Origin of the sequence: Deinococcus metallilatus, from assembly GCF_004758605.1 — a bacterium.
Classification (GTDB): Bacteria; Deinococcota; Deinococci; order Deinococcales; family Deinococcaceae; genus Deinococcus; species Deinococcus metallilatus.
This window is the reverse complement of sequence record NZ_CP038512.1, coordinates 1,607,168-1,628,044: the sequence shown is the minus strand read 5'-3', so window position 1 is coordinate 1,628,044 and position 20,877 is coordinate 1,607,168. Positions and strand designations below refer to the sequence as shown.

The 20,877-nt window shown below is 70.7% G+C and carries 19 protein-coding genes and 1 riboswitch; of the genes, 7 read left to right on the top strand and 12 right to left on the bottom strand.

Annotated elements, in window-relative coordinates; translation table 11 throughout:
• The first annotated feature begins 243 nt into the window (after positions 1-243).
• Positions 244-744: a MarR family winged helix-turn-helix transcriptional regulator gene (locus E5F05_RS13840; protein ID WP_129119219.1), complete on the top strand. Its 501-nt coding sequence runs from the start codon at positions 244-246 to the stop codon at positions 742-744.
• Positions 741-2,837 carry an MDR family MFS transporter gene (locus tag E5F05_RS13835; protein WP_129119218.1) on the top strand — a complete coding sequence of 699 codons (2,097 nt, stop codon included), beginning with the start codon at positions 741-743 and terminating at the stop codon, positions 2,835-2,837. The genes E5F05_RS13840 and E5F05_RS13835 overlap by 4 nt, the downstream gene beginning before the upstream one ends.
• A 56-nt stretch (positions 2,838-2,893) precedes the next feature.
• On the opposite strand, the gene E5F05_RS13830 is transcribed toward E5F05_RS13835, so the two are convergent.
• From E5F05_RS13830 to E5F05_RS13820, 3 genes are read right to left on the bottom strand one after another with little or no spacing between them, the layout of a single operon-like run.
• A complete protein-coding gene (locus tag E5F05_RS13830; RefSeq protein ID WP_129119217.1) occupies positions 2,894-3,598 on the bottom strand; it encodes a DUF4388 domain-containing protein in 705 nt (234 codons plus the stop codon).
• Positions 3,599-3,607: 9 nt separating this feature from the next.
• On the bottom strand, positions 3,608-5,095 hold the full coding sequence (locus tag E5F05_RS13825; RefSeq protein ID WP_129119216.1) for an NAD(P)H-hydrate dehydratase: 1,488 nt from the start codon (positions 5,093-5,095) through the stop codon (positions 3,608-3,610).
• Position 5,096: 1 nt separating this feature from the next.
• The gene (locus E5F05_RS13820) at positions 5,097-5,945 is read right to left on the bottom strand and encodes a tetratricopeptide repeat protein (protein WP_129119215.1); all 849 of its coding nucleotides are present in this window, start codon (positions 5,943-5,945) and stop codon (positions 5,097-5,099) included.
• 89 nt (positions 5,946-6,034) lie between these two features.
• On the opposite strand from E5F05_RS13820, the gene rsmA reads away from it, so the two are divergent.
• From rsmA to E5F05_RS13800, 4 genes are all read left to right on the top strand, one after another.
• The gene (gene rsmA, locus E5F05_RS13815) at positions 6,035-6,904 is read left to right on the top strand and encodes a 16S rRNA (adenine(1518)-N(6)/adenine(1519)-N(6))-dimethyltransferase RsmA (protein WP_129119214.1); all 870 of its coding nucleotides are present in this window, start codon (positions 6,035-6,037) and stop codon (positions 6,902-6,904) included.
• Positions 6,905-7,002: 98 nt separating this feature from the next.
• The gene (locus E5F05_RS13810) at positions 7,003-7,935 is read left to right on the top strand and encodes a carbohydrate kinase family protein (RefSeq protein ID WP_129119213.1); all 933 of its coding nucleotides are present in this window, start codon (positions 7,003-7,005) and stop codon (positions 7,933-7,935) included.
• Positions 7,936-8,015: 80 nt separating this feature from the next.
• On the top strand, positions 8,016-8,624 hold the full coding sequence (locus E5F05_RS13805; protein WP_129119212.1) for a hypothetical protein: 609 nt from the start codon (positions 8,016-8,018) through the stop codon (positions 8,622-8,624).
• Between the two features lie 80 nt (positions 8,625-8,704).
• On the top strand, positions 8,705-10,243 hold the full coding sequence (locus tag E5F05_RS13800; protein WP_129119435.1) for a gamma-glutamyltransferase family protein: 1,539 nt from the start codon (positions 8,705-8,707) through the stop codon (positions 10,241-10,243).
• A 29-nt stretch (positions 10,244-10,272) separates the two neighbouring features.
• On the opposite strand, the gene E5F05_RS13795 is transcribed toward E5F05_RS13800, so the two are convergent.
• The gene (locus E5F05_RS13795; protein WP_129119211.1) at positions 10,273-11,124 is read right to left on the bottom strand and encodes an SDR family oxidoreductase; all 852 of its coding nucleotides are present in this window, start codon (positions 11,122-11,124) and stop codon (positions 10,273-10,275) included.
• A gap of 547 nt (positions 11,125-11,671) precedes the next feature.
• The gene (recG, locus tag E5F05_RS13790) at positions 11,672-14,008 is read right to left on the bottom strand and encodes an ATP-dependent DNA helicase RecG (RefSeq protein ID WP_129119210.1); all 2,337 of its coding nucleotides are present in this window, start codon (positions 14,006-14,008) and stop codon (positions 11,672-11,674) included.
• Positions 14,009-14,106: 98 nt separating this feature from the next.
• Between recG and cax the strand changes: the two genes are divergently transcribed.
• Positions 14,107-15,186 (top strand): calcium/proton exchanger, encoded by a 1,080-nt coding sequence (gene cax, locus E5F05_RS13785; protein ID WP_129119209.1) that lies wholly within the window; start codon positions 14,107-14,109, stop codon positions 15,184-15,186.
• A 10-nt stretch (positions 15,187-15,196) separates the two neighbouring features.
• On the opposite strand, the gene E5F05_RS13780 is transcribed toward cax, so the two are convergent.
• The 7 genes from E5F05_RS13780 to E5F05_RS21465 form a co-directional block, all read right to left on the bottom strand.
• Positions 15,197-16,555, bottom strand: a complete 1,359-nt coding sequence (locus E5F05_RS13780) for a lipase family protein (protein ID WP_129119208.1) — start codon at positions 16,553-16,555, stop codon at positions 15,197-15,199.
• A 189-nt stretch (positions 16,556-16,744) separates the two neighbouring features.
• Positions 16,745-17,539: a Cof-type HAD-IIB family hydrolase gene (locus E5F05_RS13775; protein ID WP_129119207.1), complete on the bottom strand. Its 795-nt coding sequence runs from the start codon at positions 17,537-17,539 to the stop codon at positions 16,745-16,747.
• A gap of 20 nt (positions 17,540-17,559) precedes the next feature.
• Positions 17,560-18,312: a 2-phosphosulfolactate phosphatase gene (locus E5F05_RS13770; protein WP_129119206.1), complete on the bottom strand. Its 753-nt coding sequence runs from the start codon at positions 18,310-18,312 to the stop codon at positions 17,560-17,562.
• A gap of 9 nt (positions 18,313-18,321) precedes the next feature.
• Positions 18,322-18,912 (bottom strand): hypothetical protein, encoded by a 591-nt coding sequence (locus E5F05_RS13765; protein ID WP_129119205.1) that lies wholly within the window; start codon positions 18,910-18,912, stop codon positions 18,322-18,324.
• 61 nt (positions 18,913-18,973) lie between these two features.
• Positions 18,974-19,468: a hypothetical protein gene (locus tag E5F05_RS13760; protein WP_129119204.1), complete on the bottom strand. Its 495-nt coding sequence runs from the start codon at positions 19,466-19,468 to the stop codon at positions 18,974-18,976.
• A 76-nt stretch (positions 19,469-19,544) separates the two neighbouring features.
• Positions 19,545-19,629, bottom strand: a riboswitch (cyclic di-GMP riboswitch).
• A 59-nt stretch (positions 19,630-19,688) separates the two neighbouring features.
• Positions 19,689-20,576, bottom strand: coding sequence for a PhzF family phenazine biosynthesis isomerase (locus tag E5F05_RS13755; RefSeq protein ID WP_129119203.1), 888 nt, complete (start codon positions 20,574-20,576; stop codon positions 19,689-19,691).
• A gap of 76 nt (positions 20,577-20,652) precedes the next feature.
• A complete protein-coding gene (locus E5F05_RS21465) occupies positions 20,653-20,865 on the bottom strand; it encodes a hypothetical protein (protein ID WP_206733016.1) in 213 nt (70 codons plus the stop codon).
• Positions 20,866-20,877: the final 12 nt, after the last annotated feature.

The following is a 20,877-nucleotide window of genomic DNA, read 5'->3' as shown; positions in this document are numbered from 1 at the left end:
CCAGGAAGCTCAATCTGTTGCCTCCCCTTGAAGGGAGGTGGCCCAAAGGGCCGGACTCGCAGAGCGGCGCAGCAGAGGGGTCAAACGAGGCTGGGCGAATCTTGCCGCTGTGCGATAGCCCTGGTCCCGGGTACAGGCTAAGCGTTCTGGCCTGTTCGCCCCGTCCATCTGGCGAGCTTGCGCCTCGGCGCTCTGGGGTTCATCCTACTGTCTTATGGATAAGACTCTTTCAAGCTTGCAACCATGTCAGAGATTGAAGCCCAGGCGAACGCCCCGAACGCGGCAACGAGGACGGACGCGGCGGAGTTCGGCCAGGAGATGCGCCGCCTCCACCGCCTGATCAGCAGTTACGTCCTGCTGAACATGCAGGGCGGCTTGCAGGACCACGACCTGACCTTCACCCAGATGACGGCCCTGCACCAGCTCCGTGCCCAGGCACCCCTGACCGTGACGGCGCTGGCCGAACGCCTCCGCCTGAGCGTGCCCGCGACCAGCCACCTGGTCGAACGCCTGGTCCGCCGCGGCCTGGCCCAGCGCCGCGAGAACCCCGGGAACCGCCGCGAGAAGCTGGTGGTGCCCAGCGAGCAGGGCCTGAAGGTGGTCGCCCGGATGGACGAGCTGTTCACCGGCGCCTACATCACGGCCTTCAGCAGCCTCCCGCCGGAGACGATCCGCGCCGCCACGTCCTCCATCCGCGCCCTGCTCGCCGAACTCGTCCCCGACGCCTCCCAGGAGATTCCATGACCGCACCGACCCCACCCCAGCGCATCAACTACGCGCAGACGCTCGACATGGGCACCAAGCGCGTGATCCTGTTCGGCGTGCTGCTGGGCCTCTTTCTCAGCGCGCTGGACCAGACCATCGTGGCGACCGCCATGCCGCGCATCGCCGCCGACTTGAGCGGCCTGAACCTCTATGCCTGGGTCACGACCGCCTACCTGCTGACCAACACGGCCCTGGTGCCGATCTACGGCAAGCTCTCGGACCTGTACGGCCGCAAGCCGGTGCTGATGATTGGGATCGCCATCTTCCTGCTCGGTTCCGCGCTGTGCGGGCTGTCGGGCGAGGCGTTCCTCGGCAACCTCTTCGGCGGCGGGATGATGCAGCTCGTGGTGTTCCGCGGCCTTCAGGGCATCGGCGCGGCGGCGCTCGGCTCGGTGGCCTTCGCCATCGTCGCGGACCTGTTCGAGCCGGTGGACCGGCCGCGTTACCAGGGCCTCTTCGGCGCGGTGTTCGGCCTCAGCAGCGTGATCGGGCCTTTGCTGGGCGGCTTTCTGACCGACCACCTCAGCTGGCGCTGGGTGTTCTACGTGAACCTCCCGCTGGGCTTGATCGCCCTCGCGTTCATCGCCAGCAAGATGCCCCGGCTGGCGAGCGGCCTCCAGGCGAAGGTGGACTGGCTGGGGGCGTTCCTGATCATCGTGTTCGCGGTGCCGCTGCTGCTGGCCCTGACCTGGGGGGCGGACAACACCTACGCCTGGACCAGCCCGACCCTGCTGGGCCTGTTCGGCCTGAGCGCCGCCGCCCTGATCGCCTTCCTGTTCGTGGAGGCCCGCAACGAGAGTCCGATCCTGCCGCTGACCCTCTTCAGGAACCCCACCTTCGCCTGGGGCGCGGTCGCGCGCTTCCTGATCGGCGCGGGCTTCCTGGGGGCGATCCTCTTCCTGAGCCTGTATCTGGTGCAGGTGCAGGGCGTCAGCGCCACCAAGGCGGGCACCGCCACCATTCCCCTCACGGCCGGGTTGATCGTCGGCGCCATCGGCAGCGGCCAGATCGCCAGCCGCATCGGCCGCTATAAGGTGCTGATGCTGGGCGGCCTGATCATCGCCGCCCTGGGCTTCTACAGCCTCAGCACCCTGACCGCCGACAGCCCCTACAGCGGCGTGATCCTGCGGATGGTCCTGCTGGGTCTGGGCCTCGGCCCCACGCTGCCGCTGTACACCACCGCCCTGCAACTCGCCGTCAAGCCCTGGGAGATCGGCGTGGCGACCAGTGCCGGGCAGTTCTTCCAGCAGATGGGCAGCACCATCGGCACCGCGATCTTCGGCGCGGTCCTCACGGCGGGCCTGACCACCAACCTCGCCACCCAGTTCGCCGCCCAGGCCGCCGCGCAGCAGGGCACCGTCGCCACCACCCTCAAGACCATCGGTGAGCGCATCCGCAGCGGCGAGGGCAGCGGCGGCCAGAACCGCAACGCCACCCCGCCGACCCCCGCGCAGATCCGCTCGGACTTCGCCGCGCTGCGCCGCAACGTCACCCGGGCCATCGAGACGGGCGACCCGGCCGCCATCGCCGCCATCCAGAAGGACCCGAACCTCCCCGCCGAGGCGAAGAGCCGCCTGACCGCCCTGCCCGCCGGGGGAGTTGCCGCCGGGGTGAGGGCCGGATTCGACCAGGCGTACGGCTCGGTCGCCCAGGCCGTGAACAGCGGCCACCCCGCGCAGGTCGCCGCCGTCGCGGCGAACCCGCAACTGCCCGCGCCCCTGCGCCAGCGCCTCGCCCAGATTCCCCCGCAGGCCCTCGCCAGCGCCCCCGCCCGTCAGCAGATCCTCGCAGGGATCAAGCAGGGCCTGGACGCCGCCGCCCCCGCCGCTGCCCAGCAGGCCCAGCAGCAGGCGCTGGACGCCGCGCTCACGGGCGTGAACGATGGCGAACGGATCGCCCTCGCCAGTGCCCGCGCGCAGAAGGTGGCCTTCGCGGACACCATCGCCAGCATCTACCGGTATTCCATCCTGGTCGCGCTGCTGGCCTTTCTCGCCACCCTGATGATGCCGGACCTCACCATGCCCACCCGGCAGCAGGGGCAGCGGATGGCTCCCGCCCACGTGGAGATGTAAGCGGCAAAGCACAAGGGCAGGCGTGGTTATCCAGCCACGCCCGCCCTTCCTGCTTTTTACCCCAGGTGCTTCTGTTCCCAGATCAGGTCGCGCAGCACCCACCCGCTGCCGGGAAAGCGCAGCCCGGCGCGAATCTCCGCGAGGAGGTGGCCGCGCACGTCCGCCTCGGCCAGCCCCCCGGCGATCACCTCGCCCACGTTCCGCTCCCCGTCGAGCGCGGCGGCCACCGGGGAGGGCGAGGTGCGCGTGGTGCCCGAGCGGAGCCGCAGGCTGTGCCAGGCGTACCTTCCGGTCGGTTCCGCCCGGCCCTGCCGCACGGCGTCCGCGAGCCGCTGCGCGACCTCGAACAGCGGCAGTTCGGTCTGCCGGGCGGCGCCGCGCGCGCTGCGGCCCTCCGCCCCGTCAAAGAGCGGCACGTCGCCCCGGAACACCCGGCTGGGGCTGCCGATCACGGCGCAGACCTGTTCCCATTCGTCACTCGCCCGCGCCCAGTCGGTCGTGAAGTGGCCGTAAGGACTGAGAGGCGAGCCGGTCACGGCGCTGGGTTTGAACTCGAAACTGCCGCTGTCCGGCAGCATCGGGCTGGCGTGGATCGCGTCCACGCCCAACCAGTCGAGAATGCCGCCGCCCACGATCTCGCCGCCCACGAAGGCGACGGTGTACGGCACCTCGGCCTTCACGTCGAGGACGCCGGTTTGCCGGGTGGCGTTGACCAGTTCCAGAATCCCCATCAGGGGCAGGTCGGAGAGGAGTCCCTGCATGTGTGAGCGTCAGATTACCATTCCCCGCGAGGCCGCAGCGCGCAGGTCCAGCCACGCGCCGCCCAGTTCCTCGCTCACATCGGTGGCGATCAGGCCATAGCCGTGCCGCTCCCCGGCCCGTTCCCCCGCCTGGGCGTGCAGCCGAACCCCCGCCACCGCCGCGTCCTCGGCCGTGAGGCCCTGCCCCAGCAGCGCCGCGATCACGCCGGAGAGCGTATCGCCCATGCCCGCGCTCGCCATCCCGGGATGCCCGCCACGGCTGACACTCAGGCCGCCCGCGTGCGCGATCACGCTGGGGCCGCCCTTCAGCACCACCGCGCCGCCGAAGCGTTCTTGCAGGGTGCGGGCGGCGGTGAGGGGATCACGGGTCACCTCCTCCGTCCGCACGCCCAGCAGCCGCGCCGCCTCCCCGGGATGGGGGGTCCAGACGCACTCTGCGTGCCCGGCCCCCGCCAGTTCGGGTTGCAGCGCGTCGGCGTCCAGCACCGTCTTGACCTTCCAGGCCAGCACCTGTCTCGCCAGCATGGCAGCCTGCGGCCCCAGGCCCATCCCCAGGCAGAGGGCGTCCGGCAACCCCCCGGCGCGCGCTTCCTCCAGCGCCCCGGCCAAGTCCGCGTGCTGCCGGATCATCAATTCGGGCGTGACCAGCGGCACCTCCGCTTCCGAGTGAATCGTGACGAGGCCTGCCCCGGCCCGCAGCGCCCCCAGCCCCGCCAGCGCCGCCGCGCCCACCGTGCCGGGATGCCCGCCGACCACCCACACGCGCCCGGCCGTGCCCTTGTGGGCGTCGGGAAAGCGCACGGGCAGCAGCCGCCCGACCTCCGCGTCGGTGGGCCGGGTGGCGAGCGCCTGTTCCTCCATCCATTCCCCGGGCACCCGCAGCGGCGCGAGCCCCACCTCGCCCGCCCGGTGTGCGGCGGGGCCGAACAGCAGCGCCGTCTTCCACCCCGTCAGCGTGACGGTGAGGTCCGCGTGGACCGACTCGCCCGGTATGTCCGCCCGCGCCGCGTCGAGGCCGCTGGGCAGGTCGATGGCGGCCACCCTCGCGCCCCCGGCCCGGGCCGCGTTCACCGCCTCCACCACCGCGCTCAATGCCGGACGCAGCGGCGGGGTGAAGCCGGTTCCCAGCAGGCCGTCCACCAGCACGTCCGCCTCGCGGGCGCGGCGGGTCACGGCCTGCGGTGTGAGCGTTCCCGGCCTGATCCCGAACGCGGCCAGCCGCCGCCGGTTCAGGCGCGTCAGCGGATGGCTCGCGGGCGCGGCCAGCACGCCAACCGGATGCCCCAGCGCCGCGAGATGCCGCGCGGCCACGTATGCGTCCCCACCGTTCGCGCCTCCCCCGGCGAGCACCAGCACCCGGCTCCCCGGAAAGCGCAGATGGACCGCTTCCGCCACCGCCCGCCCGGCTTCCTCCATCGCCAGGTCCAGCAGGTTCGCTGCCGCCAACCGCGCGTCCACCGCCCTGACCCCGGCCGGGGAGAACACCTGCTCGGGCATCTCAGTGCCCCAGGCCGCGCACGATCAGATACAGCACCAGCACCGCCGCTGCCAGCAGCACCCAGCGCAGGGTCCGCCACCTCGCGCTGTCACCGAACTGCTGGCGCAGGTCCTCGCGGGAGTCTTCCTGCGAACGCTTCAGGCCCAGGCGCTGGGCGCGGCGGATCGCGCCGACCGACTCGTGCAGCTTGCCCTGCCGCCGCAGCGCCACCCCCAGGTTGTGGTGCGCGCCGTCGTAGTCGGGGTTCAGGCGGAGCACCTCGCGGTAACGGGCTTCCGCCTGGGCCGGGTGCCCCGCCTCCAGCTCCAGATTGCCGATGTTCGTGACCGCGCGGTAATGGCCGGGGTCCACCGCCAGCGCCTGCTCGAAAGCCGCGCGGGCCGCGTCCGGTTCCTCGCGCAGCGCGTGCAGCACGCCGACCGTGTTCAAGGCCTCCGCCTGCGTCAGCGGGTGCCCGAAGGCCGGGGCCAGCCGCTCCCGCAGCGCGTCCGTCTCGATCTCGCCGCCCGTGCCGCGCCCCAGCCCCTCCAGCACGGCCAGCGCCTCGCCCAGCGCGTCCGGCCTCACCAGCGACCGCAGCAGCGCGACCTCGCCCGTCAGGCCCGCGCCCTGGGCCGCGTCCAGCGCCTCCCGCAGCCCGGTCCAGGCCCGCCGCGCCTGCGGGAAGCGCCGGGCACGCACGGCCTCCTGCACGCCCACCACGCCCTCCAGCGCCGTCGTCACCTCGGCGGGGGCCGCCGCGACCCGCGCCGCCGCCAGGGCCCGCCGCCACTCGCCGCCGCGGGCGAAGGTGCCCCAGTCGGGCGGGGCGTCGAGCGGGGAGCTGAGGGGGCGGCCGGAGTCGGTCATGCCGGGAGTATACTGACGCGCTCCGGCGCCATCCGTCCCGCTTTTCCAATCGGATAGTCCAATTGGCTGGCCGCCCCGCGAGGACTCCCTTGACCCAGCCCGAACCCGCCCCCACCGCGCCCCTCCCGCTGTACTCGCCCGTGCGCGTGCGCGACCTGCTCGCCCGCCACGGGTTGAAACCCACCAAGAGCCTCGGGCAGAACTTTTTGATCGACGGCAACATCCTGCGCTCAATTGCGGAGGCGGGCGGCGCGGCAAGCGGTGTCCCGGTGCTGGAGGTCGGCCCCGGCCTGGGCGTCCTGACCCGCGAGCTGGCCTCGCGCGGCGCGCGGGTGACGGCGCTGGAAAAGGACGAGCGCCTCAAGCCCGTCCTGGCCGAAACCCTGGCGGGGCTGGACGTGAACGTGGTCTGGGGCGACGCCCTGGACTTCGACTACGCCTCGCTCCCGGCGGGCACGCGGGTGATCGCCAACCTGCCCTACTACATCACCGGCGTGCTGCTCTCGCGCTTCATGCAGGCCCCGGGCGTCCTCTCCGCGACCGTGCTGGTCCAGAAGGAAGTGGCGCAGCGCCTCGCTGCCCGGCCCGGCCAGGACAACTACGGTTTCCTGAGCGCCCTGGCCGCCCTGCACGGCACCGTCCGCCACGTGCGCGACGTGCCGAAGGGCGCCTTCCTGCCCGCCCCGGACGTGACCAGCAGCGTCGTGCGGCTGGACTTCGACCGTTCCCGCCCCCTGCCCGACCCCGCCTTCCTGAAGTTCGTGGAGGCGGCCCTGCACCACCGCCGCAAGACGCTGCGCAACAATCTGCGCCTGGCCGGGTTCGAGGGGGAGGCGGTGGGGGCCGCGCTGGAGGCCACCGGATTGCGCCCCGACGTGCGCGCCGAGGACGTGCCGCTGGAAGACCTGCGGACCCTCGCGCAGCGGCTGGGTATTGGCAGGCCGGGCGTGATACGTTAGGAACCGCGTTTCAAACGCCAATTTTGTTCCCCAACGCCCAGGTTCGCCCGAACAAGGTGCATTGGAGGGCCGCCCCACTCTGGCCCGGAGGTTCCCACGTGAAGTTTTTCGTTATCGGTGACGTCACCGTCGATCACCTCTACCACCTCGACCGCCTTCCCGCCCCCGGCGAGGAAGTTGTGCCTGGCCGCGCCACCATGAAACCCGGCGGGGCCGGGGGCACCATCAGTGTGACCCTGGCGCGGCTGGGCCATACCGTGACCCTCGCCGCCCGCGTCGGCAACGATCCCTTCGCGGAGTACGCCCTGGCGAGCGTCCGCGAGAGCGGCGTCTCGCTGGCGGCCATCCAGGTCGATCCCGAGCACCTCACCAGCACCATCACCGTGATGCAGACGCCCGACGGCCAGCGCGCGATGATCAGCGACGGGGCCGCCAACCGTCAGCTCGACCCCGCCAAGCTGAAGAAAAAGGACATCGAGGGCGCGGACGCGGTCATCGTGAGCGCCTACAGCCTCACCGAAGGGCCCCAGCGCGACTACACCCTCAAGGCCATCGAGACGGCCCAGAAGGCGAAAAAGCCCGTCCCCGTCTTTATCGACCTCGGCACCGGCGCGGTGAACAAGGTCGGCACCGACCTGATCGAGAACGTGATCGGCGCGGACTACCTGACCCTCAACCAGCACGAACTGCTCGCCCTGACCGACACCACCAGCATCAGCGCGGCGCTGGCGCAACTGGGCGACGCGGGGGCGCGCCGCGTGGTCGTCAAGGTGGGCCGCATGGGCAGCATCGTCTGGACCCCCACCGAAACCGAACTGGTGGACCCCATCAAGCCCGAGGGCCGGGTCGTGGACTCCACCGGCGCGGGCGACACCTTCACCGCCGCCTTCGCCCACGCGGTCCTGACCGGCCAGCCGCTCCCCCAGGCCGCCCGCATCGCCAATGCCGCCGGTGCGCTCGCCGCCACCCGCGTCGGCGCCCAGGCCCGTCCCATCACGCCCGCCGATCTGGAAGCGGCCCTGGCCCGGTAAGGCCAGCAGCGGCCCGTGCCCCGGCCCCGGGTGGGGTTCGGGGCACGCTTTTTGGCTGGAGGAGCCTGTTACCCTGGACCATGACCTCCCTGTCCCTCACGCGGCTGCTGCACGAAGAGGCCGCCGCCCGCGGCCTGCGCGACCCGGCAGCCCCCCTCCCCGACCCTCCTGAAGTCTTCGCCCTGGTCCGCGACATGCCCTATGCCCGTGCCAGCACGCATGACCCCGCCGGAATCGTGCGGGAGTGGCGCGGCACGTGCAGCACCAAGCACGAGCTGCTGGCCGCCCTGCTCGCCGAACGCGGGGTGAGCAGCACCCTGATCGCCTGCACCCAGGAAATCACGCCGCCCCCCGGTGCCCCGCCGGAACTCCTGGCCCTGACCGGCGGGCAGCCCGTGGTGGACATCCACAACTACCTGACCGTGCATGCGCCGGAAGGCGACATGGTGGTGGACGCCACCTGGCCCCTCGCCGCCGCCCAGGCCGGTCTGCCGGTGAATCCCGAGTGGCGCTGGGGCGAGGATCAGCGGCTCGCCTGCATGCCGCTGGAAACCTGGCCGGTCCCGGCCGGGGAGAGCGTGGCCGACTTCAAGGCCCGCCTGCTGCGCGAGCGGTACATGCCGGAGGAGCTGGAACGCCGCGACGCCTTTATCAACGCGGTCGGCCGCCTGTTCCTGGCAGGCCGCTGACCCGGCGTAATAGCCTGTCTCCCGTGACCTTCCAACCTGATACCCCCACCGTCCGGCGTCCGGTGTACGCGCGCCGGGGCATGGTCGCCACCAGCCAGCCGCTCGCCGCCCAGGCGGGCCTGAGCGTCCTCCAGGCCGGAGGCAACGCGGTCGATGCGGCCATCGCCACCGCCACCGCGCTGACGGTGGTGGAACCGACCAGCAACGGCATCGGCGGCGACCTCTTCGCGCTGGTGTGGGCGGGCGGCGAACTGCACGGCCTGAACGCCAGCGGCGCCGCCCCCGCCGCCCTGACCCTGGACATCCTGGACGGCGGCGACATGCCCAGGCACGGCTGGCTGCCCGTCACCGTTCCCGGTGCGGTGCTGGGCTGGGCCGACCTGCACGCCCGCTTCGGCCGCCTGCCCTTCGGGGCCGTGCTGGCGCCCGCGATCCGCTACGCCCGCGACGGCTACCCGCTCTCGCCGGTCCTGGCGGCGGGCTGGGCGCGGGCCATCCGCGTCTACCGGGGCCTGAACCTCCCCATCATGGAGGAGTGGTTCCGCGTCTTCGCGCCGGACGGCTTCACGCCCGCGCCGGGTGCCGTGTGGCGGAGTGAGGGCCACGCCCGCACGCTGGAGCGGATCGCGCAGACGGGGGGCAGGGCCTTCTATGAGGGTGACCTCGCGGAGCACATCGACGCGCACGCCCGTGCAACGGGGGGCCTGCTGCGTGGGGAGGACCTGGCGGCCCACCAGTCGGAGTGGGTGGAGCCGATCCGCACGGCCTTCCAGGGGCACGACGTCTGGGAGATTCCGCCCAACGGCCAGGGCATCGCCGCACTGATCGCCCTGAACGTCCTGAACGATCTGGACCTGCCCGACCGCCGCGACGATCCCCAGGGGCTGCACCTCCAGATCGAGGCGATGAAGCGCGGCTTTACTGACGCGCATAGGTATGTCGGTGATCCGCGCCACGTCCCCGTCGACGTGGACCGCCTTCTCTCCGCTGAGAACGCCGCCGCGCACCGTGCCCTCCTGGGCGAGACGGCCCACGACCCCGCCACCCGCGCGCCCAGCACCGGCGGCACGGTGTACCTCTGCACCGCCGACGATCAGGGCCAGATGGTGAGCCTGATCCAGAGCAACTACATGGGGTTTGGGAGCGGGGTGGTCGTCCCCGGCACCGGCATCGCCCTGCACAACCGGGGGCACAACTTCCACCTCGACCCGGCGCATCCCAATGCCCTGGCGCCCGGCAAGCGGCCCTACCACACCATCATCCCCGGCTTCCTATCCCGTGCGGATGGCACCCCCGTCGGTCCCTTCGGTGTGATGGGCGGGTTCATGCAGCCGCAGGGCCACGTGCAAGTGGTGCTGAACACCGTTCGCTACGGCATGAATCCGCAACAGGCCCTCGATGCTCCCCGTTGGCAGTGGCTCCAGGGCAAGGCGGTGGAGGTCGAATACGCCCTGGGGGCTGACCTGGCGCGGGCACTGGCGGCACGTGGACACGACGTCCGGGTACAACTGGAGCCCGGTTCCTTCGGCCGGGGACAGATTATCTGGCGCAACCCTGAGACGGGAGTGCTCGAGGGCGGCACCGAGAGCCGGACCGACGGGCATATCGCGGTCTGGTAGGTGGGGAGTGAGTGGGGAGAGTCCACGGATCACTCCCCACGGACCCCCCACGGCGCGCCGGTGTCCCCCACATACGCCTCGCTCAGCGTCCAGAGCCTCTGCGCCGCTCCGTCGTCCAGCGCGTGCGGGGCGGGCCTGATCTCGCGTCCCGTGTTGAAGTAATGCCCGCTGACCTTCAGGGCCGGATCGCTGGCCAGGAGGATGCTCGTCTTCGCACCCGCCTCGGGCGTGGTCCCGAAGCGTTCAAACAGCCGCCACAGCAGGCTGACGGCTCCGCCGTTGTTGTGCCCGAAGCCGGAGCGGACGAGGCCGGGGTGGACGCTGTTGCTTTTCACGCCCGGTTCACGCCGCGCGAGTTCACGTGTGAACAGGATGTTCGCCAGCTTGCTCTGGTTGTAGGCCGCCCACCCCCCGTAGCCGTGCCGGAACTCGGGGTCGTCAAAGCGAATCCGCCCGAAGCGGTGTGCCGCCGAGGCCACCGTCACCACCCGCGCGTCTTCCGATTGCCGCAGCAGCGGCAGCAGTTCTCCCGTTAGCAGGAAGGGCGCGAGGTGGTTGAGCGCCCAAGTCAGCTCGATCCCCTCGCGCGTTTCCTGCCGCCTGCTGTAAAACGCGCCCGCGTTGTTCACCAGCACGTCCAGCCTTCCGACCCGCTCGCGGAACTCGGCGGCGGCCCGGCGCACCTGCGCGAGTTCGGACAGATCGGCGATGAGGGTGTCCGCTGCCCCGATCTCCGCCGCGACCCGCGCCGTCTTCCCGGGATTGCGACCCACGATCACCACCCGCGCGCCCACCCGCGCCAGTCCCCGCGCCGTCACCCACCCGATGCCGTTCGTCGCCCCGGTCACCAGCACCGTCTTGCCCCTCATGCTCTGTGTCATTCCGCCAGCATAGGGACGGTCCCGGCCCAAAAGGCAAGGCCGACCCCCGGCGGAATCGGCCTCCCGGCGCGCGGACTTCACCCGGCCCGCATCTTGAATTGCGCTGATGCCCAGAGTGTACGCCCGGCCCTGTCACAGGACTATGACCCCGGCGTAAAGGCAGTGTCACCGGAATTGAGGGTGACACACGACTCCCCTCATGAGGCGCCGCGCTCCGGCTCTTGCCCGGCGCAGAAGTCCTCGTGGCTCGCGTACAGGAGGGTGGAAGGCCAGGGCGGACGCTCTGCCTGTCCGTATCTCGCGTACAGCCACGTCAGAGGCACGCGCACCCAGGGGGCTTCGAGTTCAGGTGCGGAGGCCAGAAAGTCGTCGTAGCCCACACGACGCGCGAGAAACTGAACCTGAACGCCGTGTAGAACGTGCCCCTGGCTGACCTCCCCACACAGCTCCTCCTTGAATAGCTCTGCCTGCTCTGCTGTCAGAGGCTCCCAGGGAGGATCAAGTCGTGCCAGCCGTGCCCAGTCCCCCTCGGAAAGCTCCGCCCGCCTCAGATCACCTCACGGAAGGCCACGCTCTGGCTGCGGCTCTGGAGTTCCTGGCGCAGGTATTGCAGCCGGGGATGCTCCAACCTCGGGTCATGGCTCAGGATGTGCTTGGCGAGCGCGCGCGCCTGCTCGATGACCTCCACGTCGCTGGCGAGGTCGCCCAACCGCAGGTCGGGAATCCCGCTCTGCCGCGTTCCGCGTAGCTCGCCCGGGCCGCGCAGCTTCAGGTCCGCCTCCGCGATCACGAAGCCGTCGGTGCTGCCCTCGATGATCTTGAGGCGCTGGCGGGTCTTCTTGCTGTGTTCCCCGGCGATCAGCACACAGTAGCTCTGCGCGCTGCCGCGCCCTACCCGCCCCCGGAGCTGATGCAGTTGCGAGAGGCCGAAGCGTTCCGCGTTCTCGATCACCATCACGCTGGCGTTGGGCACGTCCACGCCCACCTCGATCACGGTGGTACTCACCAGCACGTCGAACTCCCGCCCGCGGAAGCGGTCCATCACGAAGTCCTTTTCGGCCGCCGTCATCTTGCCGTGCAGCAGCTCGATGCGCGCTTCGGGCAGGATCACCCGCAGGTCGTCCGCCAGTTGCGTGGCGGCCAGCAGCTCCAGATTCTCGTTCTCCTCGATCAGCGCCGTCACCACGTACGCCTGCCGTCCCTCCCGGATTTGCTTCATCACGAAGCCGTAGGCCTGCTGGCGGTGCGTGTCCTGAATCAGCTTCGTCTCGACCGGCGTGCGCCCCGGCGGCAGCTCGTCGATCACGCTGAGTTCCAGGTCGCCGTATGCGGTCAGCGCCAGGCTGCGCGGAATCGGCGTGGCCGACATCACCAGCACGTCCGGGCGGCCCGAGAGCAATTTGCGCCGCTGCATCACGCCGAAGCGGTGTTCCTCGTCCACCACGGCCAGGCCCAGATTGTCGAAGCGCACGTTCTCCTGAATCAGCGCCTGGGTGCCCACGACCACGTCCACGTCGCCTTCCGCGATGCGCGTCTGCATCTCCAGCTTGGCCTTCGGCGTCATCGCGCCGATCAGGAGGCCCACCCGCACGTCGAGCTTGCCCAGGTACCCCACCAGATTCGCGTAGTGCTGCCGCGCCAGAATCTCGGTCGGGGCCATCAGCGCGCCCTGGTAGCCGTCCCGCACGGCCAGGTACAGCGCGCAGGCCGCCACCGCCGTCTTGCCGCTGCCCACGTCGCCCTGCACCAGCCGCGCCATCTGCCTCTCCGAGCGCATGTCGTCGGTGATCTCCAGCAGCACCCGCCGCTGCGCCCCCGTGAACTGGAAGGGGAGGGCGGCCTCGAAGCGGCTGATGTCGTCCCCGGTCGCCTGAAAGCGTTTCCCCAGCAGCACGGCGTCCTCGCCTTGCAGCAGCACGCGCAACTCCAGAAAGAGGTACTCGTCGAAGCGCAGCCGGTGCATGGCCCGCTCCAGTTGCGCCTCGTCACGCGGGAAGTGCATCCCCCACAGCGCGTCCGCCAGGTCGGTCAGGCCGCGTTCGCGCCGCCAGTGGGCGGGCAGGTAATCGTCGAGGGGCACCGCCTGGAGCGCCCGGAAGGCCGCCCGCCGCAAGAACTCCTGCGAGATGCCGTCCTTGCTGTCGTACACCCCGACGATCCGCCCGGTGCTGAGGCTGCCCTGCGCGTCCTCCACCGTCTCCAGATGCTCCACGCCGAGCTGCACGCTTCTTCCGAACTTCTTCACCCGGCCCGTCAACACCAGCCGCGCGCCTTCCCGCAGTTGCCGCTCCACCCACGGCTGGTTGAACCACGACGCCCTGACCCGCCCGCCCGAGGGCGTTTCCAGCGTCACGTCCAGAATCAGCATGTTCGGCTTCGGCTTGCGGCGCGTCTTGGCGACCACCGTGCCCTCCACCGTGACCTTCTGCCCTTCCTCCACTTCGGAGAGGTCGGGGAGGGCGCGGCGGTCCTCGTGGCGGTGCGGGTAGGCGTGCAGCACGTCGCGCAGGGTGTGCAGGCCCAGGGACTGGAGCTTGCGCGCGCCCCCCGGTCCGGTGTCCAGCCGCGTGACCTCGGCCTCGGGGGGCAGCCGCTCGCCGGGGGCGGCGGTCGGGACGGCCTGGCGGGTGGTCCTGGGAGGCTCTGCCTTCCGCTCCGACCCGTCCAGCAAGGCCAGCGCCTGTTGCAGCGCCTCCGCCCGGCCCGCCGCGTCCAGCCCCGCGTACCCCCGCAGCGCCTCCCGCACGCCCGGAAAGGGGTTCGCCAGCGGCGACGCCAGCAGCCGCTCCACGCCGCCCGCCACCACCCGGTCCGCGCAGCCCGCCGCGAGTTCCGCCGCCAGCGGACGGCGCAATTTCTCCCGCAATTCCGCGACCGTCGCCATACCGGGGAGCAGGCTAACAGACGCGCGCGGGCGCCTTGGTGTCCTGCGCCGCTGCCCATGAAGGTGCTCCGCCTCACCTTCCGGCTACACTGCCCCCCATGAAGTGGCTCAACGTCCTCCTGATCTTCCTGCCCATCGCGGTCTTTCTGGAAGTCACGCACGGCAGCCCCACGCTGATCTTCCTCAGCGCGGCCCTGGCGATCCTGCCGCTGGCGGGCATCATGGGCCAGGCGACCGAGCAGCTCGCGGTGCGGGCGGGCAGCACGGTGGGCGGGCTGCTGAACGCCACCTTCGGGAACGCCACCGAGCTGATCATCGCCTTTTTCGCCCTCCAGGCGGGCAAGCTGGAGGTGGTCAAGGCCAGCATCATCGGCTCGATGCTGGGCAACCTGCTGCTGGTGATGGGCCTGGCCGTGTTCCTAGGCGGCCTGAAGTACAAGGAGCAACGCTTCAACCTGAAGTCCGCCACGACCGTCGCCAGCCTGCTGGCCATCAGCGTGATCGCCCTGATGATCCCCACCATCTTCGACCTCGCGGCGCGCGGCATCACGCCCGGACGGATCGAGGCCCTGGACGTGAACCTCAGCGACGCGACGGCCGTCGTCCTGATCCTGGTCTACCTCGCCTACATCTACTTCACGCTGGTCAGCCACCGCGACATCCTCTCCACCGCCGACGACCCGGACGCCCACGACGAGCACGAAGGTCCCCTCTGGAGCGTGCCCTACGCCGTCGGCGTGCTGGCCGCCGCCACCATCGCCGTCGCGTTCATGTCCGAGTTCCTGGTGGGGACGCTCGACGCCGCCACCGCCGCCCTGGGCCTCACCGAGTTCTTCGTGGGCCTGATCCTGATCCCGATCATCGGCAACGCCGCCGAACACGCCGCCGCCGTGCTGTTCGCCCTGCGCAACAAGATGGACCTCTCGATGACCATCAGCCTCGGCTCCACCGTGCAGGTCGCCCTGCTGGTCGCGCCGCTGCTGGTGCTGGCGGGCCTGCTGGTCGGGCAGCCGATGAACCTGGTCGTGACGCCGCTGGAACTTGCCGCTATCGGGGCCGCCGTGGTGATCGCGGGCAGCGTGGTGCGCGACGGCGAGACGAACTGGCTGGAGGGCCTGCTGCTGCTGGCCGTGTACGTGATCCTGGCCCTGGCGGTCTTCTTCTACCCGCTGCCGTGATCCGGCGCATTCAGGCCAGTCCGAGCTGCCCCCGCACCCACGCCCGGATGGCCGGATCGCTGAGAAAGCCGGTGTGCGTGAAGTGCTGAATCTGCGGGGTGGGCACCCAGGTGACCGTCTGGAACCTTCCCCGGAAGCTGTCCGCCGTCAGGTACCGTTGCATCCCCAGGAGGGGCGTGCCCCGCTGGTCTTCCAGCGCGTTGCTGATCAAATACAGCACCGTCCGGGGATACAGACCCGCGATCAGCGGGGAAATCTGCCCCACCTCGGTGCGTTCCTCGGCGTCGGTCAGGCCCATCAGGGCGTAGCGCGCGTGCGGCAGCCGGGGCGTCTGCCGCGCGAAGGCCAGCGTGTTGGCCGGGGCCAGGTACACCACGCCTTCCACCCGGTCCCGCAGCGGCGTGAGGGTGGCGGCCGCCCGCTCCAGATGATCCAGCAGGATGCCGCCCAGGCTGTGCCCCACCAGCGCGACCCGCAGCGGCGGCAACCCGTCCAGAAAGCCGAGCAGGGCCGTCCCCACCGCCCCGGGCCGCACGAGGGCCGCCATCCGGTCCTTCATCTGCTGCCACAGCGTGCGCGGCGGGGGAAACACCGTGCGGATGACCTGCTCGACGAGGTAGGCCTCCAGCGCATTCGGGTCGGCCGCTGCTGCTGCCGTGGTCGCCAGAGCCGCCCGCAACTCCTGCACGCTGAGGCTGACCTGGTCCCTGTCCGCGCCTTGCAGCAGCGGGGCCACGGCGGGCTGCACGGCCTGCCAGGTGTGCTGCCCCAGCAGGACCGCGGTTTGCTGCGCCGCGCTCTTCACGGCGCTTCTCAGGTCGGCCGGATGGGCCTGCCAGTGCTCGACCAGTGCCCGCACCTCGGCGGAGTCCCCCGCTGCCTCCGACCCGATCAGCCCCTGGAGGTCCGCCAGGAGGCGCTGCTCTCTTGCCTGCGCCTGGGCGTCCAGCGTGGGGGCCGTCACCGGGCCGCTCGCGTTCCCGCTGAAGGCCCCCAGCGGAAAGAAGGCGGCGGGATCGCTGCGGCGGTACAGCGCCAGGAGCTGACCGACCACCCGCACCAGCCCGCTGAAGAGGTGCGTGTTCGTCAGCCGGTCCAGGGCCTCTTCCAGCCCGGTCCGGGTGATGAAGGTGACGGTCCAGCCCGCCTCGTCCAGTTCCCGGACGTGTCCTGCAAAGGCCTCGCCGGACGTCTGCGAAACCAGGCCGCCGTGCGCGGCCAGCAGCACGCGCGGCGGCGGCGGTCCTGCCCGCGCGGCCTCCGCCAGGGCCGCCTGCCAGCCCGCGTACGCCCCCAGCGAGGCGGCATCCAGGTTCAGATCGTCGTCCAGCACCAGGCGCAGGTGTCTTTCCGGCGGTTCTTGTGGCATCGCTTCCCCCAGCGCATGACCAGCGGAACGAGTGAACGGGGGGCCCGGGACCAGACCTCGCCCCTGAGCTTATACGAACTTCAGGTGAGTCGGAGACGAACCCGAGCGGAGCGAGAAAATACCGGCTTGCGGCGATGGAAAACCTTATGGTGGCCTGTCCGTATGTTCTGGAATCAGAGCAAGTTGGTATTACAGGGTCAGGGCCAGCCTCACCGCTTCCACCAGTCCGCCTTCATCCACGTGCCCGACGTGGTAGCGGGCGGCGGCGTGGGCTTCGGCGTCCGCATTGCCCATCGCGACCGGATAACCGACCTCGCGCATGGCGGTCACGTCGTTGTGCCCGTCCCCGACCATCATCACCCGCCCCAGCGGCACGCCGTACTCGGCGGCAACCTGCCGGACGGCGCTGCCCTTGCCGACCCCCGCGCGCGTCACGCTGATGAACAGCACGTCCGGCATCACCGGGCTGCCCGCCGGGTGCAGGTCCAGGCCCGGGTGCGGTTCGGCCTGCACCGCCGGGGCCTCGGCGTGGGGCACCACCCACTGCGCCCGCACGCGCGTGCCGGTCAGTGTCTCCGGGTCGCGCGGGACGTAAGGCACCCCCAGCAACTCCGCGTGCCGCCGCGCCAGGTCGCCCGGCTGCGTGACGCCGTACTCGTTGTCGGTGTAGACCTCCAGCAGCCGCCCCGTCTCGTGGGCGCGGGTCAGCAGCAGCGCCAGGCCCGCCTGCGGCAGCGGTTCGGACAGGCTCGCGCCGCTGCCCACGTTCACCACCGACGCGCCGTTCTGAAAGACGTGCCAGCCGTCCGGGTCCAGCCGCCGCGCGTAGGCCAGCGCGTTCCCGAAGGCGGGCCGCCCGCTGCACAGCGCGATCCGCACGCCGCGCGCCCGCGCGTCCGCCAGCGCCGCCCACACGTCCTCCCGCACCACGTTCCCGGTACCGACCAGCGTTCCGTCCACATCCACACACATCAGGCCGAGCATCCGGGCAGTGTACGCCGCGCTCAGTCCGCCGCGTTCACGAACACCCCCCCCTGCAACACCGGCACGCCGCCACTCACGTTCAGCTCCGCCGCCAGCGTCACGTCCTCCGCGAAGCCCCGGTCCACCAGTTCGGCCCCCGAGGCGCAGGTTCTCAGCATCTCCGGCAACCGCTCCCACAGCGCCAGGAAGGCGGTCCGCGCGCCCTGGGCCTCCGGGGAAGGGGAGAGGCCCGCTGAGCGGCACAGCGCGTCCACCACGGCCCCCGCCCCCAGAGCGTCCTCCAGCGCGGGCCGCAACGACCCGTCCGGCCAGCGTTCCCCCGCCGGAACCACCAGCACCCGCCGGAAGCGTCCGCGCAAAAAGGCGCCCACCGCCCCCGCATTTCGCAGGCACGCCGCGAACACCGCCGCCCCGCTGCCTTCCTGTGCCCACGCGCAGAGCGTGGCCCCGTTGGGCGAGGGCAGCACCAGCCGCGTCCCCGGGGGCAGTTTCAGCAGCGAGGCGGGCGAGAGCGAAGGTCCACCCGCCGCCCGCTCTCCCGCCAGCAGCGCCCCGTGTTCAGCGGCAAACGTCGCCGCCCGCCTCTCCCGCCAGCGGTAGGGCAACACCGCTGCCCCGCGCGACACCCCCACGTCCACGCAGGTCGAAAAGGACAGCACGTCCACGATCACCACCGCTTCGGCCTGCGGGGCGAGGTGCCGCACGCCCGCCTCGCCCCACTCCAGCCGAACATCGAACCCGTGTTGTTCCCAGAACGCCGCCTCACGAGCCATGGGGCCACGCTACCAGCTCACGTTGAGGCCCACGCTCCCGCCCACCCGGCCCTCCCTGGGATTCACGTTCACACCGACACTCATGCTCCAGCGCGGGTCGAGCGGCGACTGCGGATTGCCCGACACGGCGTAGCTGAGGGACCCCTGATTGCTTCCCGGCGTGTAATAGAAGGACACGCTCTGGTTGAGGGCTTTGGCGGGGGCGACGATATACGGCACCGTCACCAGCACCTGCCCCGCGCGGTTGCTGACGGTGAGGGTGCCGTTGTGTGCCCCCAGCGCCACGCCGCTGACACTCTGGAGCGAGTAGGCGTTCAGGCGCACCACGCCATTCTCGCTGCCCAGCAAGACCAGACGCGGGTCGCTCGTTTTCAGCACGACTTCGGTGTTTACTTCACTGAACAGCGTGAAGTTCAGGTTGCCGGTCGTGTAACCCGTTTGCAGCCGCGTTTCCAGCCTCTCGGGTTGTACCAGAACGTGCCGGGCGACTTCCAGCGGCGCCGCCTGGGTGCTGCTCGGCGTGAGGGTGATGCCGGGGGCCGCGAACTGCGCGCCCGCCTGACCCGCGAGCGCCAGAAGAAGGCAAACCGTCCGTCTCATCAAGGCTCCTGCAAAACAGGACGAGCCGGAGCGCCCGTCCTGCCTCAAGGGAAAGGAAAAGTCAGTTGCCGCCGGTGCCGAAGGTCAGGTCACCTGGTGCGGCGTCGTCCGCCGTCGCGGTGATGGTGAACGTCACGGAGACGTTGCCGGTGTAGACCGGGTCGCCCGCCTGGGCCGCGGCGAAGGTGAAGGTATAGCTCAGCGTCCCGCTGCTGCCGCCCGCGATGGCCACGTTGCTGGCATTCACCGGCGCGATGGTCAGCTTGCTGGAAAACGCCCCGCCGCTGGGGGTGCCCGCCGCGCCGCTGACCTTGATGTTCCGGCTGGTGGGATTGCTGACGGGCACGCTGACCGTAAAGCTGGCCCCCGGCCGCACCTGGGCCGCCGGAATGGTCAGGGTCGTCTGGGCGATGGTGAACTTGACCGCGTCGCTGGCTGTTCCGCTGGCCGTCAGGGTCATCGTCGCGTTGTTGTGGTCGGTGGACGTGCTGTCTGCGGCGAGCGCGCCGCCCGTCAACAGCGCCGCAACCAGAGCCAAAGCCTTGAAGTGATGCATCAGAATCTCCTCCCCGGAAAGGATTCTTCCGGTGAATCAAAGCTTTCCGCGCATTCAGTTGAATGGGTCGGGAAGCTGAACGAAAAGCCGGTCGCACCACTGGCTCCTCCTGTCCGAGGTGCCCGCATTACAGGACAGGATTCAGCGCCTCTCTTCGTCAGAGAGGATTCTCTTAACGAAGCACGCCCAAGATAATGCAAACTTCCTACAGAAGTCTTACTTACGTTTCCGCCGTCCAGTACCCTTCGCGGTTCAGCGCGGCGCGGCCCCCCACGCGCACCTCCTGCACCGTCTGCCCCGCGAGCGTCACCTCGACCTCCACCTCGCCAGGGGTGCCCAGCGCGTGGCCCTGGTACACCACGCCCCAGGCCCGCCCGCCCCGCACCGGCAGGCGGCCTTCACGCGCCAGCAGCGCGAGGAGCGCACCCGCCGCGCTGCCCGTGACCGGGTCCTCCGGAATCCCGACCGCGGGCGCGAAGTCCCGCGCGGCAAAGCGGCTCACGCCCATTGGGGCGTAGGTGTACACGCTGGTCACCTCCAGCGCGTCGGAGAGCGCGTGAATCCGCCGCAGGTCCGGTTCCAGCCCGTCGAGAATCACGCCGTCGAGCAGCGGCACAAAGACGCTCCAGAGGCCCGTGCTGGCCGATGCCAGCGGCAGCCCCCGGTGAATCATGCGCTCGTCGAGGCCCAGCGCCTCCGCGAGTTCGGCCCGCAGGGCGCGCGGCACCGGGCGCGACTCCAGGCGCCGCTGCGCCATCCACACCCGCGTGGGCACGCCCGCTTCCGCCTCCAGCATCAGGGGAATGCGCCCCACCAGCGTTTCCAGCACCAGCGGGCCGCCTCCCCAGTGCCCACTCTGGGCCAGCCTCAGCCCGAGGGCGACCGTGGCGTGCCCGCAGAACTCGATCTCCTGCGTGGGCGTGAAGTACCGCACCCGCACCGCCTCCCTGCCCATCCGCGTGACGAAGACTGTCTCCGGCACGTCCAGAAACGCCGCGAGGGCCTGCATCTCCGCCTCGGACAGTTCCCCGGCCTCCAGCACCACGCCCGCCCGGTTGCCCTGTCCCGGCGTATCGGTGAACGCGCTCACCTCGCAATACGCGATCATGGCGGCACTGTAGCGCACTCCTCAGAGCGCGAGAAACAAAAATTTCACGAATCGGATCTATCGTGAAAACATTCACTTAATTATTCCCCTGGGGAAGGGGAGGGCCGGGCGGAACACCCGGGGGGAAGGCCGCCTGTTCCGCCTTTTCCCCGAGCTGTTTCCAGGAGATCAGGGCCCCAGCCAGCCCACCGTGCGGCTTCAGCGCGTAGCCGGGGAGCATTCCGGCAAGGTTGAACTCCAGCCGCTCGTACAGCGCCGAGGCTCCACCATCGGCCGCGGTGGCAAGCACCAGGAGGGTGCG